The following is an 18,629-nucleotide window of genomic DNA, read 5'->3' as shown; positions in this document are numbered from 1 at the left end:
TTTAGTTTTTATTTTCGCTTTTTTACGTTGATTTGTTTGAGTCAGCCTTTGATCCAACATACAATATGTATGTGAAAGAAATAACAAGGGAGGTCACATACCATGACAACTAAAAAAGTAGAATTGGACAACGAAGTCAATGAACTCGTTTCGAATGCTCAAAAAGCATTAAAAGGTTTTATGGATTTAAATCAAGAACAAGTCGATTATATCGTTGCGAAAGCAAGTGTTGCTGCACTCGATCAACACGGTGTTTTAGCGCAACTTGCTGTTGAAGAAACAGGACGAGGCTGTTTTGAAGACAAAGCAACGAAAAACTTATTTGCATGTGAACATGTTATTAACCATATGCGTCACCTTAAAACAGTTGGTGTTATCAGTGATGATGACATCACAGGGATTACCGAAATTGCTGATCCAGTAGGGGTTATTTGTGGAATTACACCCGTTACAAACCCAACATCAACTGCAATTTTCAAATCATTAATCTCACTTAAAACAAGAAATCCAATTATTTTCTCATTCCACCCATCTGCACAAAAATGTAGTATTGCGGCTGCGAAAGTTGTTTATGAAGCTGCAGTTGCTGCAGGGGCTCCCGAACACTGTGTTCAATGGATTGAACGTGGATCAAAAGAAAAAACAGATGAGCTGATGAACCACGACGGTGTTGCGACAATTCTTGCAACCGGTGGTAATGCAATGGTTCGTGCTGCTTACTCATGCGGTAAACCTGCACTTGGTGTTGGTGCCGGAAACGTTCCTGCATATATTGAAAAATCGGCAGATGTTGCCCAAGCTGTTAACGATATTGCCCTATCAAAATCATTTGATAACGGAATGATCTGTGCTTCAGAGCAAGCTGTGATTATTGACGTAGACGTTTATGATGAAGCCATTGAAAAATTCAAAAAATACGGTATGCACTTCCTCTCAGCTACAGATAAGAAAAAAGTTGAGAAATTTATGTTCGGAGTTTCAAGTGGCGATGCAAATGTTCTTGAAGCAAAATTAAATCCAAATGTTGTAGGGAAAGATGCAACATGGATTGCTGAACAAGCAGGGATTAAAGTGCCTTCAAATACAGTAATCTTAGCCGCAGAATGTAAAGAAGTAGGACCTAACGAAGTTCTAACACGTGAAAAATTATCACCAGTTCTTGCAGTCTTAAAATCAAAAGACAGCGATGAAGGAATCAGCTTAGCACGTCAAATGGTTGAATTTGATGGATTGGGTCACTCAGCAGCAATCCATACAAAATCAAAAGAACTTTCCGAAAAATTTGGAGAAACTGTTCCTGCAATTCGTATTATCTGGAACTCACCATCAACCTTTGGAGGAATTGGTAACATCTATAATGACTTTATTCCTTCATTAACACTTGGTTGTGGTTCATACGGACATAATTCAGTAGGCGATAACGTAAGTGCAGTTCACCTCTTGAATATTAAAAAGATTGGGAGACGTAATAACAATATGCAATGGTTCAAAGTACCATCAAAAATTTATTTCGAAAGAAACTCAATTCAATATTTAAAATCAATGCGTGATGTTGAACGTGTATTCGTTGTAACAGACCGTGCTATGGTTGATTTAGGTTACTACAACTTAATTGTTGAACAACTTAATAAACGTCGTAACAAAGTTCAAATTCAATTATTCTGCGATGTTGAGCCAGATCCATCATTAAACACTGTTAAACGTGGCTATGAAATGATGAAATCATTCCAACCGGATACAATTATTGCTTTAGGTGGTGGTTCACCAATGGATGCCGCTAAAGGTATGTGGATCTTCTATGAACATCCAGATGTAGACTTTAACGATCTTAAACAAAAATTTGTGGATATCCGTAAACGTGCATTCCGTTACCCAGACTTGGGTGAAAAAGCACAACTTGTATGTATCCCAACAACTTCCGGTACCGGTAGTGAAGTTACACCATTTGCAGTTATCACCGATACAGATGCAAATAAGAAATACCCACTTGCGGACTACTCACTTGTTCCAACTGTTGCGATTGTTGACCCAATCTTCACAACAAACCTTCCTGCATCCGTAACTGCAGATACAGGTCTTGATGTATTAACACATGCTACAGAAGCATATGTTTCAAACTTCGCAAATGACTATACAGATGGTCTTGCAATTCAAGCCATTAAAATGGTCTTTGAAAACCTTGAACGTGCAGTTCATAACGGAAAAAACGACTTAGATGCGCGTGAAAAAATGCATAATGCTTCAACCCTTGCAGGGATGGCATTTGCGAATGCATTCTTAGGTATGAGTCACTCATTAGCACATAAAATTGGTGGTAAATTCCACGAAATGCCTCACGGACGAATTAATGCAATTCTCTTACCTTATGTTGTACGTTATAATGGTACACATCCAGAAAAACCTTCATTATGGCCAAAATACAATGTATACCGTGCCCATGAACGTTATGCTGAATTAGCACGTATCCTTGGCTTACCTGCAAGCACAACCGAAGAAGGTGTTGAAAGTTATGCGCAAGCATGTCATGACTTAGCCGTTCGTTGTGGTATTAAGATGAGTTTCCAAGAACAAGGTGTTAATGAAAAAGCATTTATGGCTGAAACAGAAACCATTGCTTATCTTGCATACGAAGACCAATGTTCACCATGTAACCCACGTCTTCCACTTGTTAAGGATATGAAGGAAATTATTGAACATGCTTACTATCCTGCAGGAAAAATTCCTACAAAAACAAAAAAATAATTTAACGATTTAAAAAAGCATCGCTCTACCGGTGCAAAGAAAAAGCCCACATCAGCAGATGTGGGCTTTTCTATAATTATTTAAAATCTTTCTCGAATTCATCAAGGCTTTCTTTAAGGAGTGTTACCGTATAAGCCATGCTTGGACCACCACCAAATGCAACAGAAACAAGTGCAGCTTCTTCAATTTCTGGACGTGTTGCACCATGTTTTAATGCTTCATGTGTATGGTAAACAATGCAGTATTCGCAACGGTTATACACCGCAATCCCAACACTGATTAATTCTTTCGTTTTAGGATCTAATGCTCCAGGAGCATAACTTTTTCCTAAAAGATTCATAAACGCACCAACACCTTCGCGTTGTGTACGTGATAATTCAGTTAAACCACCTGTAAAAGCTTTATACATTTCTCTAACATCATATTGTGCCATGATCGTTCCTCCTGTATGTATATGTCCATGCTAACACAAAAAGAAATATCTTCAATTGTTTTATCCATACTTTTTTTGAATTGCAGATATTTGATATACTTATGAAAAATAAAACAATCTAAGACTGATTGTGTAAAAGGTTCTTCACATGAATAAAATATCAGTTACAATAGTAGTAAGAATGGAGGGGGAGTATGAAAAAAGTTAGACTTAAAGATATTGCGAAGTTAGCGCATGTTTCAGAAGCATCCGTTTCTTTAGTATTAAATGACGCGCCCTCACGAATTTCAGAAGCTAAGAAATCAGAGATTAAACGGATTGCGGAAGAGTTAAATTATCGACCAAATTATGTTGCTCGCAGTCTTTCTACGAATAAAACGCAAACAATCGGCTTAATTATTCCAGATATTGAAAACCCCTATTTTTCATCATTTTCTAAACATGTTGAAGATTTATTACGTAAAGAGGGATATCTCGTTTTTATGGTCAACAGTGATGATCATGTTGAAAATGATCGCACGCTTATTAAAGAACTTAAAGATCGGCAAGTTGATGGGTTAATTCTCTGTCCTGCTTTGGATGCATACCGTGTGAATGCGGATGTACAGCAGGAGTTGGATTCGATTGGGGTTCCTTTTGTGTTGGTAGACCGCATTTTTGAAAACATTCAAACAAATCAAGTTTCTTACGATAATGAATATGGTGGGTATCTGGCGACACAATACCTTATTGAACAGGGTTGTAAACACATTGCATGTTTTACCGGTTCTTTACTTACCTATGGTGGGCGTCAACGTTATGAGGGTCATCTTCGTGCCTTAAAAGAATCCGGATATTCGATTTCAAAGAAAAACCGTTATGAAGGGGATTACCGGTATGAGACAGGGTATGTTTTTGGAAAGGATGTCGTAGCACGTAAAGACATCGATGGGGTCTTTGCATGTAATGATCTCATGGCTTACGGATTGCTTAAGGCGATGGATGAAGCTGGACTGACTCAGAAAACCCTTAAAGTTGTGGGGTATGATAATTTAAAACAATCAGAGATGTTTGGGATTCCGTTAACTTCTGTTTCTCAAGATCTTTCCGTTTTAGCGATGCATGCATGCAAACAGCTGCTTAAACAAATAGAAGATCAAAGCTATCAAGTCGATACTGTGTTAAAACCGGAACTTGTTCAATAAGCATGAATCATCGGATTCATGTTTTTTTTGAGTTTTAGGTTAAACGCTTAATCTAAAACTATTGACAGCGGTTACAAAGCGGTGTAAACTAGAATCACAAGGAGGTTAAGCGCTTAATCATGAAGAAACAAGCATTTGAAATTAAAGAGAACGTGCTTACTCCGGAGCTTTATCAAGCGATGCATTCAGTCTGTAACTTTAAAGCATATGCCTTAGAGGATATTCAGATGGCGCTTGATCATGATTTATACGATGTTGTGGTGTTTGATGGTGACCAAGCGGTTGCCATTGCCCGACTGGTCGGTGATGGAAGGATTGTGTTCTTTCTCAAGGATGTCATCGTACATCCGCAATATCAACATCAAGGCTGTGGCGATTTACTGATGCAATCAATCTTTAAGTATCTTGCACGGGTTGCCTGTCAAGGTGCTTATGTAGGTCTCATGGCGACGCCAGGTGTTGAAGCGTTTTATGCTCAGTATGGTTTTATCACAAGACCGACTGAAGAACTAGGAAGTGGGATGGTGTTATTTTATGAGCAGTAAGATCTATGTACTTGGAAGTATTAATGCGGATTTGATGATTTCCGCGAATCGTGTCCCTCAACAGGGTGAAACGATTGCTGGATATGATTATTTTGAAGCAATTGGGGGTAAGGGTGGTAATCAAGCAGCGGCATGTGCCAATCTGGGCGCCCCTACATTTCTCATTGGAAGTGTTGGACGGGATTATCATGGTCAACTTGCCTTAAATGCTTTAAATAATTTTGGGGTTAATACAAATCATGTTCTTCTCAGTGATGATGAACATACCGGGGTTGCGATGATTTTAAAAACAGATCACGATAATCGCATAATTATAAACCAAGGTGCGAATGCGAATATTAGTGTTCCACGCATTCATGAAGCCCTACAGGGATCTAACCAGGATTTCTTTTTAACTCAATTTGAAGTTCCACTCTATGCCGTATATGAAGGTCTCAAACAAGCAAAAACCTTGGGAATGACAACGGTGGTGAATCCAGCCCCTGCGGTAGTGATGAATGAAGATTTTTATCCATTAATAGATTATCTTGTGGTAAATCAATCAGAGAGTGAAATTTTGACAGAGATCTTCCCTCATGATCTTGAGGATTGTAAGCGTGCGGCCACAACCTTATGTGAACGAGGTGTTAAAACGGTTGTCTTTACCTTAGGTGGCTCGGGAAGTATCTGTATTTCTAAAGATCACGTTGATATCATTCCATCTTATGCAGTAGATGTAGTAGATACAACGGGAGCAGGCGATGCTTATATTGGAACGTTCTTATACGGTCTTAGTAAGCAATGGAATCTTCAAAAAGCATTAACCTATGCAAGTGCTGCAGGTGCCCTTGCATGTACAAAACAGGGTGCTCAAGAAGCACTTCCCACACTTGAAGCATTAACAGATTTTATGAACCAAGGAGGAAATGATGAGTAAACGAAAAATTATCATTGATACAGATCCAGGCATTGATGATGCCGTGGCACTGGCAATCGCTTTATTTTCAGAAGAACTGGATGTTCAGTTGATTACAACGGTTGCAGGAAATGTAAGTATTGAGAAGGTTACGAAAAACACCTTAAAGCTGTTGCCCTTCTACGGTAAAAAAATTCCAGTGGCCATGGGTGCATCCCGTCCCTTACTAAGAGAACCGATTGATGCCAGTGGTGTACACGGTAAAACGGGGATGGATGGTTATGATTTCCCTGAGGAAGATCGAAGTTTGCTTCTCGATAAAAATGCGGTAGAGGCAATGTATGAGGTCATTATGAACAGTGCGGAGAAAATTACACTTGTTCCAATTGGTCCACTAACCAATATTGCTTTATTAATTCGAGAATATCCGGAAGTCATTGAACGCATTGATGAAGTGGTATTAATGGGTGGTAGTGTCGGACGTGGTAATGCGGGTGTCTATTCTGAATTTAATATTAAAGTAGACCCAGAAGCTGCGAAGATTGTTTTTGAAAGTGGTCTAAATATTGTGATGGCAGGTCTTGATGTAGGTCTTAAAGCCCTTGTTTATCCGGAAGATTCTGCATTGATTAAGGACATGAATCCTGTTGGAAATATGTTTTATCACTTATTTAAAACCTATCGCGGTGGAAGCTTTAAGGTTGGTTTAAAGATGTATGACAGTTGTGCGATTGCATACTTACTTAAACCAGAAATGTTTGAAGTGGTGGAGACATTTGTAGGTATTGAGACCCAAGGGGAATATACATCAGGGGCTACCGTGGTAGACCTAAAAGGATATTGTGGTCAGCCCGCAAATGCGAAAGTTACGACTGATATCGATGCGGATCTATTTAAAACATGGTTCCTCGAATCAATTCAAAAGTGTCAAACGAAAAACTAATATAAAGGAGAATGAAGGTTATGAGTCCATTTGTTATGTATGGAGCAGGCTTGATTGCAGTCGCAATCGTAGTTGTCATGCTTCTTAAAAAACTCGATATTAAGATTACGTTGTTTGGTGTTGGTATTTTACTCATGATGGTAGCAATTATGATGGGGAATGCGGTTATTGAAGAACCGGTTCATATCTTAGTTGATCCACTTCTTGCGATTATCGATCAATTTAAGAAAACACTCCCAAGTTCTGGGTTTGTGATTCTTGTATTGGGTGGTTATACGGCTTATATGAATGCGATTGGTGCAAATGAGGTAACGGTTAATACACTTACAAAACCCCTCAAAGGCATAAAATCAGCATACGTTTTGGTTCCAATTGTATTCTTACTCGGGAACTTGTTATCCCTTGTAATTCCAAGTGCATCCAATTTATCCATTATTTTGCTTGCAACCTTGTATCCAGTTTTAAAAGAATCAGGGATGTCAACATTAACTGCAGCCGCAATTATTGCGACAACGGCAACGGTTATGCCTACACCATTAGGTGCAGATAACGTTGCGATTGCTGCGGAACTTGGAATGCCTGTTGCAGACTATGTCTTCCAACATCATGCAATTGTTTCCGTACCAACACTTCTTGTGATGGCACTCGCACATACATTCTGGCAAAAATACTGTGATAAAAAACTTGTAGCAAGTGGTGAAGAAAAGGTTGTTCTGAATGTAGAAGCACCCAAGCAAATTGAAGGCAGTGGGCTTTATAAATTTGTCTACACATTGCTTCCCTTGTTACCAATCTTAATTTTACTTGTTGTCTTTGCAATTAATGCAATCACAGGATCAACCTTGAACTTATCTGTTGAAGTGGTATCGATGATGTCCTTTATCATTGCGATTGCGTGCGAACTGATACGTCATCGTGATGGAAATAAAGTCTTAACAGCTACAGAATCCTTCTTTAAAGGGATGGGAAATGCAATGGGGATTGTTGTCTTACTTGTTGCTGCTTCAACCTTTGTGAATGGTCTTAAAGCGATTGGTCTAATTACCCAACTTCAAACGGTAATGCAAACAACTCAAGCTTCAGGCTTTGTCTTACCACTGATTCTTGTACTCTTTACAGCACTGATTGTCCTCTTGAGTGGTAGTGGAATGGCACTCTTCTATGCAATGGTACCGCTTATGGTTCCTCTTGCAGCAGCAGCGGGCATTAGTCCATTTGCGGTGACTGTGCCAATGGGGCTTGCAGGAAACTTACTACGTGCTGTTTCACCGGTATCTGCCGTGGTAATGATTGTTGCAGGAACTACAAAAGAAGAACCGTTTGATATTGTGAAACGTACATCGGTTCCAATGATTGTTGGTACGGTCTTTATGTTTGTACTTTCAATGATTATATTCTAAAAGCAAAAAACACATCACCGATTAGGGTTGATGTGTTTTTTTATGGATATCAAAGGCTAAGATTTTGGTGACTGTATCAGCTGTTAGACTTTGTGTTTGATCGTACCCTCGAAGAAAGGATATAAAATAATTAAGAAATTCTTCAACATGATCTTTATCGTTTGTATAAGATCCTTTGAGAATACGACGGATAATCCCTTGATGCATAATATAGGCAAAATTCACGATCGTTGAAACATCATCGGCTTTAAAATATCCCGCCTCGACACAAGGGTCTATTGAAAGTTGGTTACGCCGTTTCATTCCTTGCCCTAAAACAAGATCACTGATGTGTTTTGCGGGTTTGGTTTTATGCATTGGAAACGTTGCGTTGTAAGCATCCATATGACTTAAAATTTCATCAGATTTCTCAGAATCAAATACGTAGGTATAGATTTCCGGATCTTTAAAAGACCAATCGGAATAACAACGCCACATTAATAAATACTTATCAAGTGCATTGTGGTCTAAGTTGATAATGGTTTCAAGATCACTGAGGTAATCGGTGATGGTATGGATCATGGCGAAAGCAATAAGTTGATCAAGATTTTCAAAATAATTATAGAGGGTAGCGCTGTTGTAACCGGCAATGTCTGCGACTTTTCGGATGGTGATTGCTTGCATGCCTTCCGTATTCACAATTTCTTTGGCTGCCTGCATAAAATAGAGCATGGTTCGTTGTTTTTTTAGTTTTTTATGGCTCATTGTCATGACAACCTCCTTACTATGTGAATTATATAACATATAGAAATAAATCACAGTGGGTTTACGGTTTTTTTGGTGCTTTTTCATCATGTTTATCGATATTTAGGGAATTTAGAGCTAAGTTGGTGAATTCTTGGCATTTTCGTTCTTTACACCAAAGGTAATGAATCTCTTGGAAGGCTATGTTATAATTGAATAAATTAATGGGAGGAATTTATATTTATGGCTACACCACATATTAATGCTGAAAAAGGGCAAATCGCTAAGGTTGTATTAATGCCTGGAGATCCACTTCGTGCAAAGTTTATTGCGGAAACATTTTTGAAAGATGTGAAACAATTTAACGATGTTCGTAATATGTTTGGATATACAGGAACCTATGAAGGCGTTGAAGTATCAGTAATGGGTTCAGGAATGGGACAACCAAGTATTGGAATTTATTCTTATGAACTTTATTCACAATTTGATGTTGAAGCAATTATTCGTATTGGTTCAGCAGGATCGTATGTTGAAGGACTTGATGTTTATGATGTAATTCTTTCAGACAGTGCATACAGTGAATCTTCATTTGCGAAAGTTGGATTTGGATATGAAGAAGATGTTCTTGAACCAAGTAAGATGTTAAATGATCAATTACGCGCTTCAGCTCAAAAATTAGAAATTCCAATGCAAGAAGGACGTATTCATTCAAGTGATGTTTTCTATCGTGACTCGGGCGTTACATGGCAAGAACTTGCAAAGAATCATGGTGTTACATGTGTTGAGATGGAATCATTTGCACTGTTTGCAAATGCTAAGAAATTAAACAAACATGCAGCATGTCTTCTAACAATTTCAGATTCATTTGTAACTCAAGAAGTGACTTCAGCAGAGGAACGTCAACTCTCATTCACAAATATGATGAAGATTGCGTTGGATGCAGCAATTTCTTTAAAATTCTAAAAAAATAAAACTCATCGATAATCGGTGAGTTTTTTTATTCCTAATCAAACTACATTTGTAGTCATCCCACTTGATATCGCAGAAATACCATGATAAACTACAAATGTAAACGATAAAAGAGGACGAAAATCATGAATAAAAAAACCTATAACGTAACAGGGATGATGTGTGCATCCTGTCAAAGCCAAGTTGAAAAAGCATTACAAGGTGTTGAGGGGGTTGAACATGTGGAGGTTAATCTCCTTACCAATCAAGCCGTTATTACGTCACAAAACACAATTCCTGAAGCTGATTTAAACCAAGCGGTTGAAGATCAGGGATATGGCCTTGAAATCCCCAATCCAATTCTAGAAAAAACAGTCGATCTCAAACTTACTGATATGACCTGTGCATCTTGTGTTGCGAATGTGGAAGGTGTACTCCAACACTTAGAAGGCGTTATGTCCGCTAGTGTTAATTTAATGACTGAACGTGCACGTGTGACTTATGACCCTCATAAACTAAAACTGGTGGATATGATACAAGCCATTGAAAATCAAGGCTATGGCGCAAGCCGTTTGGATGAAGTTGAAGCGATATCCACGGATTCTCAAAAACACCAAAATCAAAATGAGAATCGTGCGCTTTACTTTAGTTTAATCTTAGCGGCTGCCATGCTCTATATTACGATGGGTCAAATGTTTACCTATAAACTCCCATTACCATCCTTTATCGATCCAAATCTTAATGCATTAAACAATGCGCTCTTCCAAATTGTTATTACCATCCCTATTGTTTGGTTAAATCGTGATTACTTTAGAAGAGGCTTTAAAACATTATTTAAAGGACATCCTAATATGGATTCTTTAGTAGCGATTGGAACCGGTAGTGCAATGCTTTACAGTTTCTACGGATTCTTCAAAATTTTAAATGGCGAAGCGAATTTCGTACATCATCTCTACTTTGAGTCTGCTGCGGTAATTTTAGCGTTGATTCGTCTGGGAAAAACCATGGAGTCTCGCAGTAAAGCGAAGACCACCAGTGCCATTAAAGCATTATTAAACCTTAAACCAGAAACGGCACTTTTGATTCGTGAGGATGGTGTTGTGGAGATTGATGCGGATGAAATCCGAATTGGGGATCGTCTGCTGGTAAAACCGGGTACATCCATTCCAATGGATGGACGAATTTTAGAAGGCGAAAGTGCGGTCGATGAGTCGATGTTGACTGGAGAAAGTATTCCGGTTGATAAAACGCGAAATGATGATGTTGTGATGGGGACCATGAATCTTAATGGTCGTCTTGTCATCGAAGTGACCGTTGATGATCAAAATACAAAACTTGCCCAAATTATTCGTTTGGTTGAAGATGCGCAAAACGAAAAGGCACCCATCTCTAAAGTAGCGGATAAAGTAGCGGGTGTGTTTGTTCCTGTGGTAATGGTCATTGCGCTTATTTCTGGAATTTTATGGTTTATCGCTACCAAAGATCTAGAACGTGCTCTCACCATTTTCGTAACGGTACTCGTTATTGCTTGTCCGTGTGCACTTGGACTTGCAACGCCAACGGCCATTATGGTCGGAACCGGAGTGGGTGCACAAAATGGAATTTTTATTAAGTCAGCGGAAGCATTAGAGGCTGCGGCTCATATTGATACCGTTGTTTTCGATAAAACAGGAACCTTAACACATGGGAAACCTGTCGTGACGGATATCATCACGAACTTGCCTGAAAATGAATTCTTAAGTATTGTTGGTTCACTTGAAAATGCTTCAGAACATCCCTTAGCACACGCGCTTGTTTCAGAGTTAGAAAAGCAAAATCTAGAATTCTTAGCCATTGATTCATTTAAATCAATCTCAGGAAAAGGTCTTCAAGGAAGTGTTGGTGGAAAATCCATTGCAATTGGAAATGAAGCGTTGATGGCTTCGTTAAATATCTCTACAGATCGTTATGAAGCAGATGTGAAACGTTTATCTCAAGAAGGTAAAACGGCGATGTATGTTTCAGATCAAACAGCATTAATGGGGATTGTTGGAGTTGCGGATACTGTTAAAACTGAATCAATTGAAACCGTAAAAGCATTACAAGATATGAACTATGATGTCATTATGCTTACCGGTGATCATCGTGATACAGCACACGCAATTGCCCATCAAATTGGCATCAACCATGTGTTAGCAGAAGTGATGCCTGAAGAAAAGGCAGCCAAAATAAAAGAACTTCAACGTAACGGTAAAAACGTCTTAATGGTAGGAGATGGGATTAATGATGCGGTCGCTTTGGTTCAAGCCGATGTTGGGATTGCAGTCGGTACTGGAACGGATGTAGCGATTGAATCCGCGAAAATTGTGCTGATGAAAGATAACTTGAAAGATGTTGTGAATGCATTAGCCCTCAGTAAAGCAACCATGCGTAATATAAAACAAAATTTATTCTGGGCATTTGCGTATAATGTCGTGGGGATCCCTTTTGCGGCGGGTGTTTTTAAAGTCTTATTCCAAGGTCCACTTCTTGATCCAATGATCGCCGGTGCCGCAATGGCTCTAAGTTCCGTAAGTGTTGTTTCAAATGCATTGCGTTTACGTCGCTTTAAGATTAAAATATAAGAGAAAGGCGGTAACTATGAAGCATATAATTTTTGTCGATAATATGAAGTGTGAGGGATGCGTTAAACGTATTTCAGAAGAATTGGATAACACACGTGTGGATTATACGATCAGTTTGGTCAATAAATCCGTAACGGTTGAAGGATCAAACGATACCGTCCATGCAGCAAAACAAGCAATTCAATCAGCAGGCTATTCTGTAAAATAGCCTGTTTTTCTTATTTTCACGTGAAAATAGAGCAATTTAGTAGGATTAAATTGGAATAACTATATGAAGCAAAGACAGATTTGCACAAGCAACAAACATATAAGTGTGAAAATATTGGTTTTAAACCGTTTTCATGTGTGAAAGCGTAAACTACTGTGCATGATTTCATTGAGAAACCCATTTGTATTTGTTATAATGGGAAAGGTAAATAAGGAGGCAATTATGACAAAAAGAACTGTCAGTGATTTGGATGTTGCTGGTAAGAAAGTCATTGTACGTGTTGACTTTAACGTTCCATTAAAAGATGGCGTTATTACAGACGATAACCGTATCAATGGTGCACTTCCAACAATCAAATATTTGGTAGAAAACAATGCAAAAGTTATTCTTATGTCACACTTGGGGAAAGTAAATCATAAGGATTCAGAAAAAACTGAAGCAGACAAAGCTAAAAATGATATGGCACCTGTTGCAGTAAGACTACAAGAATTAATGCCTGAAACAAATGTTAAGTTTGTTCCAGTTACACGTGGTAGTGCGTTAGAAGATGCTGTTGCAGCTATGGCTGATGGCGACATCGTGTTAATGCAAAACACACGTTATGAAGTTGGCGAAAGCAAATGCGACGACAACTTATCACAATACTGGGCAAGTTTGGGAGACTTATTCGTAACAGATGCATTTGGATCTGTTCACCGTGCACATGCTTCAACAGTAGGGATTGCACAACATCTTCCTTCAGCACTTGGATTCCTTGTTGAGAAAGAAGTTAAGTTCTTAACAGAAGCAATCTATTCACCAAAAAGACCATTCGTAGCGATTTTAGGTGGTGCTAAGGTAAGTGACAAAATTAATGTTATTGAAAACTTATTAGACGTAGCTGACAAAGTTATTGTTGGTGGTGGAATGGCTTATACATTCTACAAAGCAAAAGGTTACGAAATCGGAACTTCACTTGTTGAAATGGACCGTATTGATGTAGCGAAAGCAATTATGGAAAAAGCAGGCGATAAATTAGTATTGCCAGTTGATACTGTGGTTGCTAAGGAATTTGCACCAGATGCAACACCAGTTGTTGTGCCTTCAAATGAAATTCCTGCAGATATGATGGGACTTGACATTGGTCCTAAGACAATCGAATTATTCGAAAAAGAATTACAGGGTGCGAAAACTGTTGTTTGGAATGGTCCAATGGGTGTGTTTGAATTTGACGCATTTGCTCAAGGAACATTGTCAATCTGTAAAGCAATTACAGAACTTCCTGATGTATTGAGTGTTATCGGTGGTGGAGATTCCGCAGCGGCAGCAATTCAATTAGGATTCAAAGACAAAATTACTCACATCTCAACCGGTGGGGGAGCAAGTTTAGAATTTATGGAAGGAAAAGAATTGCCAGGTATTGCAGCAATTCAGGATAAATAAAACATGAGAAAACCGATTATCTTTGGTAACTGGAAAATGAATAAGACGATTGCAGAAGCAACTGAATTCGTTCAAGGTGTTGATGCTTTTGTTACAGATAAAGCAGACTTTGGTGTGGCAGTGCCTTTCACAGCACTCCAAGCATCCATTGCAAATGCTAAAAACTTACATATTGCAGCTGAAAATGTTCACTGGGCAGCAAACGGTGCTTATACAGGTGAAATCTCAGTTGAAATGTTAAAAGAAATTGGCACAAAATGGGTTGTTATCGGACACTCAGAACGTCGTCAATACTTCAACGAAACAGATGAAGACATTAATAAAAAAGCAGCTGTATTAATCGAAAATGGTATGACTCCAATCGTTTGTGTTGGGGAAACATTATTTGAATTTGAAGCAGATAAAACAGAAAAAGTTGTTCGTAAACAAGTTGCGGGTTGCTTAAGTGGTTTAAATGCAGACGATGTTCAAAACATCGTGATCGCATACGAACCTGTTTGGGCAATTGGAACTGGTAAGAGCGCAACAGTTGAGATTGCTCAAAACACATGTGCTTTAGTTCGTGACGAAGTTAAAAACTTATTTGGAGCAGAAGTTGCAGATAAAGTTCGTATTCAATACGGTGGATCCGTTAAACCTGAAAACATTGAGGAATACATGTCACAAGAAGACATTGATGGTGCATTAATTGGTGGAGCTTCACTTCAAGTGGATTCATTCAAAGCAATCATCGATGCAATTAAATAATTTATTAACAAGTTAATAAAAGAATAAATAGAGGCTCAGGAGGATATAACATGCCAAGTATTATTGATATTTATGCACGCGAAGTCATGGACTCACGCGGTAACCCAACAATTGAAGTAGAAGTAACGACAGAATCAGGCGCATTCGGACGCGCAATGGTACCATCAGGTGCTTCAACTGGTGAACGCGAAGCGTTAGAACTTCGTGATGGTGATAAATCACGTTTCGGCGGTAAAGGTGTATTAAAAGCTGTTGCTAACGTTAACGATATTATTGCTGAAGAATTAATTGGCTTTGATGTAACACAACAAAACTTAATTGACCAAGCAATGATCGAATTAGACGGTACATCCGATAAATCAAAATTCGGTGCAAACGCAATCTTAGGTGTTTCAATGGCTTGTGCTATTGCTGCAGCTGATTTCTATGATATGCCACTTTACAAATACTTAGGTGGATTCAACGGAAAAGAATTACCTGTTCCAATGATGAACGTTATCAATGGTGGTTCACACGCTGACTCATCAGTTGATTTCCAAGAATTTATGATTATGCCAATCAGTGCAAAATCAGTTAAAGAAGCAATCCGTATGGGTGCTGAAACATTCCACGCATTGAAATCAGTATTAAAAGAAAAAGGTCATGTTACAGCTGTTGGGGACGAAGGTGGTTTCGCTCCAAACTTAGCATCAAACGAAGAACCTTTAGAAGTCATTGTTGAAGCAATCAAACGCGCTGGTTTCGTACCAGGTGAAGATATCGTTCTTGCAATGGACGTTGCTGCTTCAGAATTCTACGATGTAGAAAAAGGTGTTTATGTATTAAGTAAATCAGGTGGCGAAGAATTAACATCGGATCAAATGATCGATATGTACGAAGGATTCTTAAACAAATACCCAATCGTATCAATCGAAGACGGTTTAGGAGAACGCGACTGGGATGGATGGAAACGTCTAACAGATCGTATTGGTGACCGTTGCCAAATCGTTGGTGATGACTTATTCGTTACAAACCCTGCAATTCTTGCAGAAGGTATCGAAAAAGGAATCGCAAACTCAATCCTTATTAAAGTTAACCAAATCGGTACTTTAACAGAAACATTTGACGCTATGGAAATGGCAAAACGTGCAGGATATACATCAGTAGTTTCACACCGTTCAGGAGAAACAGAAGATGCAACAATCGCTGATATTGCAGTAGCATTTAACGCAGGTCAAATCAAAACTGGATCAATGTCACGTACAGACCGTTTAGCTAAATATAACCAATTAATCCGTATCGAAGATGAATTAGGTTCAGCAGCTAAATATTCAGGTGCTAACACATTCTTCAACATCAAAAAATAATTAAACGTTGATCAAACTCACTCGAAAGAGTGAGTTTTTTTATGCGACAGAATCATCCCAAACGATAAGATGCTACACAATAATCTCATAATGAAGATTTGATATCGTTTTCAATAACTTTTAGACAATCAATAGCAGTTATCAAGGCTTGCATGTTGCACCGGACCATGGTAGTCTTAAGGTATGAAAAAACTCCATATATTTCTGGTAATAGGGTCCGGAAGTTTCTACTTACATCCCGTAAAGATGTAAACTATGGCAAAAGAGCCTTATCTTCATGATAGGATATTTTCACGTCTCTTTCTGCCACATATAATGGCAGTTTTTTTATATATTGAGGAAGAGGAGGACATTACGTGAAAAATATTCTCAATAAGTATTTTGGGATTGAAGAAGCAGGTTCGACAATCAAACGTGAATTTGCGGGAGGGTTAACGGCATTTCTTTCAATGTCATACGTTATTTTCGTTAATCCAATTATTTTAGGGCAAGCAGGAATGCCGAAGGATGCGGTCTTTATTGCAACCATTATTTCCTCGGCAATTGCAATGTTAATTATGGGACTTTATGCGAAGTTTCCACTAGGCCTTGCACCGTGTATGTCGATGAATGCGTTCTTTGCTTTTAGTGTTGTCATGCAAATGGGGATTTCATGGCAAACAGCTTTGGCTTCGGTGCTTGCATCATCAATTTTATTCATTATTCTTGCTGCTTCAGGCGTTCGATCGAAGATTATTAAATCGATTCCACTAACCATTAAGCAAGCAGGAACGGTGGGCCTCGGTATTTTTATTGCTTTTGTAAGTTTTAAAAACTCAGGGATTATTGTACCCGATCCAGGTATGTTTATTACTTTTGGTGGTTTTGATAATCCAAATGTTATTATTGCATTTGTAGGGATTATTACGGCTGCGTTTTTCTTGGTTCGTGGCAATCAATATGCTGTATTTCTCGGTATGGTTGGTGCAGCGGTTTGTGGCTTGTTGATGCGTTTAGGGGTAAATATGGGCGTATTATCAATGGCACCAGATGTAGTTGCGACGTTACCGCAATTGCCAGCAGGAAGCCCTATAGTGTTCCCTATAGAACCAATTCAAACAATGGTTCATGAAACCATGTTTGTAGCGGTGAAAGAATTACCGAACTTATTGAATCCACAAGCGATTATTGTAGTTTTAACGTTCTTATTCTTAGACTTCTTTGGAACTGCAACAACATTATCCGCTGCGGCATCACAAATTCCACATATTCCACAAGAAGAATTTGAAAACAACAATCGTATTTATATGGCCGATGCCCTTGGAACATTTGTAGGTTCACTTTTTGGAACATCAAATCTTTCAACGTATATTGAATCAGTATCGGGAATTATTAATGGTGGACGAACAGGACTTATGGCAGCTGTTACGGCAGTGCTCTTCTTGTTATCCATGTTCTTCTATCCTTTATTATCGCTTGTAACGCCAGCTGTCACAACACCAGCTATGGTTGTGATTGGGATCTTTATGATGCAAAACATTACAAATATCGAATGGCACTCAGGATTTGAAAACATTATACCTGCCTTCTTAACAATCGTGATGATGCCTCTAACGGGATCAATTGCTTTAGGGTTAACTTTAGGATTTATTTCCTATGAAATGTGTATGGTTTTTGCGGGACGTGGTAAAGAGCTTCCTAAGATTATGCACTTTATTACCCTGATTTCAATAGCATATATTTGTACGTTGTAGTATAATACTAAGTAAAATTGAAAGAAGGTACCCATGAAATTACTCGAAGAAATAATACAAGAAAAAGGTAAAGTTAAATCTGAAGAAATTGTGGATGTGAGCTCATTTTTGAATGCTCAAGTAGATCCTAAAGTTATGGAAGCTTTAGGAAAAGACTTCGCAGATTTCTATGCAGATTATGACTTTGATTTGTTTGTAACAGTTGAGACATCAGGAATTGCTCCCAGTGTTTTCGCAGCGTTGTATGCAAACAAACCGCTAATCATTATCAAAAAAAGTTTAACTGAAAAAGATGACCCTAAGTTTATCCAACAATCATGTTTTTCATTCACAAAGAAAAACGGTTATCACTTAACCGTACCGAAACATCTTATTGAAGGAAAACGTGTTATTCTTCTCGATGATTTCCTTGCGAAAGGAAGCGTTGTTCATAATGTAGATAAACTTCTAAGCCAAGCGGATGCATCGCTTGTCGCAACCGGTATTTGTATTTCAAAGAATTTTCAACCGGGTTATCAAATGCTCGTAGATGAAGGACACGACCTATATTGTCAAGCACAAATCGAATCCATCGATGTGGATTCAGGGAAGATTACCTTTAAATCATAAAAAAACAACGTTAATCAACGTTGTTTTTCTTTTATCAAATCTCAACCGCACCACTTTTACTTTTATTAAAGTCTATCTCATAGGCCGTTTTGAAGTCAAATATTTTTCGCGGCATTGAGTTAATTTTGAAGCAAATATCATCAAGATA

At 38.4% G+C, this 18,629-nt stretch carries 16 protein-coding genes, 1 pseudogene and 1 riboswitch; of the genes and pseudogenes, 14 read left to right on the top strand and 3 right to left on the bottom strand.

The genetic code is table 11. The features are described 5' to 3' along the window. Positions 1-102 precede the first annotated feature (102 nt). On the top strand, positions 103-2,742 hold the full coding sequence (gene adhE / locus EPJ89_RS07615) for a bifunctional acetaldehyde-CoA/alcohol dehydrogenase (RefSeq protein WP_200549410.1): 2,640 nt from the start codon (positions 103-105) through the stop codon (positions 2,740-2,742). A 76-nt stretch (positions 2,743-2,818) separates the two neighbouring features. Here the strand turns inward: adhE and EPJ89_RS07610 are convergent, their stop codons facing one another. Further along, complete coding sequence (locus EPJ89_RS07610) at positions 2,819-3,175, bottom strand: carboxymuconolactone decarboxylase family protein (protein ID WP_003774883.1); 357 nt, start codon at positions 3,173-3,175, stop codon at positions 2,819-2,821. Positions 3,176-3,369: 194 nt separating this feature from the next. Here EPJ89_RS07610 and EPJ89_RS07605 point away from each other — a divergent pair, with 194 nt between their 5' ends. From EPJ89_RS07605 to dcuC, 5 genes are all read left to right on the top strand, one after another. Next, the gene (locus EPJ89_RS07605) at positions 3,370-4,359 is read left to right on the top strand and encodes a LacI family DNA-binding transcriptional regulator (RefSeq protein ID WP_161637411.1); all 990 of its coding nucleotides are present in this window, start codon (positions 3,370-3,372) and stop codon (positions 4,357-4,359) included. A gap of 119 nt (positions 4,360-4,478) precedes the next feature. Further along, positions 4,479-4,904 carry a GNAT family N-acetyltransferase gene (locus tag EPJ89_RS07600; RefSeq protein ID WP_161637410.1) on the top strand — a complete coding sequence of 142 codons (426 nt, stop codon included), beginning with the start codon at positions 4,479-4,481 and terminating at the stop codon, positions 4,902-4,904. Then, positions 4,894-5,820 (top strand): ribokinase, encoded by a 927-nt coding sequence (locus tag EPJ89_RS07595; RefSeq protein ID WP_125163704.1) that lies wholly within the window; start codon positions 4,894-4,896, stop codon positions 5,818-5,820. Before EPJ89_RS07600 ends, EPJ89_RS07595 begins: the two co-directional genes overlap by 11 nt. Then, the gene (rihC, locus tag EPJ89_RS07590) at positions 5,813-6,742 is read left to right on the top strand and encodes a ribonucleoside hydrolase RihC (RefSeq protein ID WP_161637409.1); all 930 of its coding nucleotides are present in this window, start codon (positions 5,813-5,815) and stop codon (positions 6,740-6,742) included. Before EPJ89_RS07595 ends, rihC begins: the two co-directional genes overlap by 8 nt. Positions 6,743-6,762: 20 nt before the next feature. After that, complete coding sequence (gene dcuC, locus EPJ89_RS07585) at positions 6,763-8,142, top strand: C4-dicarboxylate transporter DcuC (RefSeq protein ID WP_161637408.1); 1,380 nt, start codon at positions 6,763-6,765, stop codon at positions 8,140-8,142. A 21-nt stretch (positions 8,143-8,163) separates the two neighbouring features. Here dcuC and EPJ89_RS07580 read toward each other — a convergent pair whose 3' ends face one another. Next, positions 8,164-8,892, bottom strand: coding sequence for a TetR/AcrR family transcriptional regulator (locus EPJ89_RS07580; RefSeq protein WP_200549408.1), 729 nt, complete (start codon positions 8,890-8,892; stop codon positions 8,164-8,166). A 216-nt stretch (positions 8,893-9,108) separates the two neighbouring features. Between EPJ89_RS07580 and deoD the strand changes: the two genes are divergently transcribed. The 8 genes from deoD (at position 9,109) to EPJ89_RS07540 (ending at position 18,481) form a co-directional block, all read left to right on the top strand. Then, the gene (gene deoD / locus EPJ89_RS07575) at positions 9,109-9,828 is read left to right on the top strand and encodes a purine-nucleoside phosphorylase (RefSeq protein ID WP_013853271.1); all 720 of its coding nucleotides are present in this window, start codon (positions 9,109-9,111) and stop codon (positions 9,826-9,828) included. 131 nt (positions 9,829-9,959) lie between these two features. Further along, on the top strand, positions 9,960-12,416 hold the full coding sequence (locus EPJ89_RS07570; RefSeq protein ID WP_200549406.1) for a heavy metal translocating P-type ATPase: 2,457 nt from the start codon (positions 9,960-9,962) through the stop codon (positions 12,414-12,416). A gap of 16 nt (positions 12,417-12,432) precedes the next feature. After that, complete coding sequence (locus EPJ89_RS07565) at positions 12,433-12,624, top strand: heavy-metal-associated domain-containing protein (protein WP_125163700.1); 192 nt, start codon at positions 12,433-12,435, stop codon at positions 12,622-12,624. A gap of 222 nt (positions 12,625-12,846) precedes the next feature. Further along, positions 12,847-14,046, top strand: coding sequence for a phosphoglycerate kinase (locus EPJ89_RS07560; RefSeq protein WP_161637562.1), 1,200 nt, complete (start codon positions 12,847-12,849; stop codon positions 14,044-14,046). Positions 14,047-14,049: 3 nt separating this feature from the next. Then, complete coding sequence (gene tpiA / locus EPJ89_RS07555; protein ID WP_125163698.1) at positions 14,050-14,793, top strand: triose-phosphate isomerase; 744 nt, start codon at positions 14,050-14,052, stop codon at positions 14,791-14,793. 50 nt (positions 14,794-14,843) lie between these two features. After that, on the top strand, positions 14,844-16,139 hold the full coding sequence (eno, locus tag EPJ89_RS07550; protein WP_161637560.1) for a phosphopyruvate hydratase: 1,296 nt from the start codon (positions 14,844-14,846) through the stop codon (positions 16,137-16,139). Between the two features lie 174 nt (positions 16,140-16,313). After that, positions 16,314-16,415: riboswitch (purine riboswitch) on the top strand. An 80-nt stretch (positions 16,416-16,495) separates the two neighbouring features. After that, positions 16,496-17,872 (top strand): solute carrier family 23 protein, encoded by a 1,377-nt coding sequence (locus EPJ89_RS07545; protein WP_200549404.1) that lies wholly within the window; start codon positions 16,496-16,498, stop codon positions 17,870-17,872. 33 nt (positions 17,873-17,905) lie between these two features. Then, positions 17,906-18,481 carry a phosphoribosyltransferase family protein gene (locus EPJ89_RS07540; RefSeq protein WP_125163696.1) on the top strand — a complete coding sequence of 192 codons (576 nt, stop codon included), beginning with the start codon at positions 17,906-17,908 and terminating at the stop codon, positions 18,479-18,481. 34 nt (positions 18,482-18,515) lie between these two features. Here EPJ89_RS07540 and EPJ89_RS07535 read toward each other — a convergent pair. Continuing rightward, positions 18,516-18,629: pseudogene (locus EPJ89_RS07535) on the bottom strand (IS30 family transposase); the annotation flags it as partial.

This window comes from Erysipelothrix sp. strain 2 (EsS2-6-Brazil) (assembly GCF_016617625.1).
In the GTDB taxonomy this organism is placed as follows: Bacteria; Bacillota_I; Bacilli_A; order Erysipelotrichales; family Erysipelotrichaceae; genus Erysipelothrix; species Erysipelothrix piscisicarius.
The sequence above is the reverse complement of the archived record's forward strand: the minus strand, read 5'-3'. Positions and strand labels throughout refer to the sequence as shown.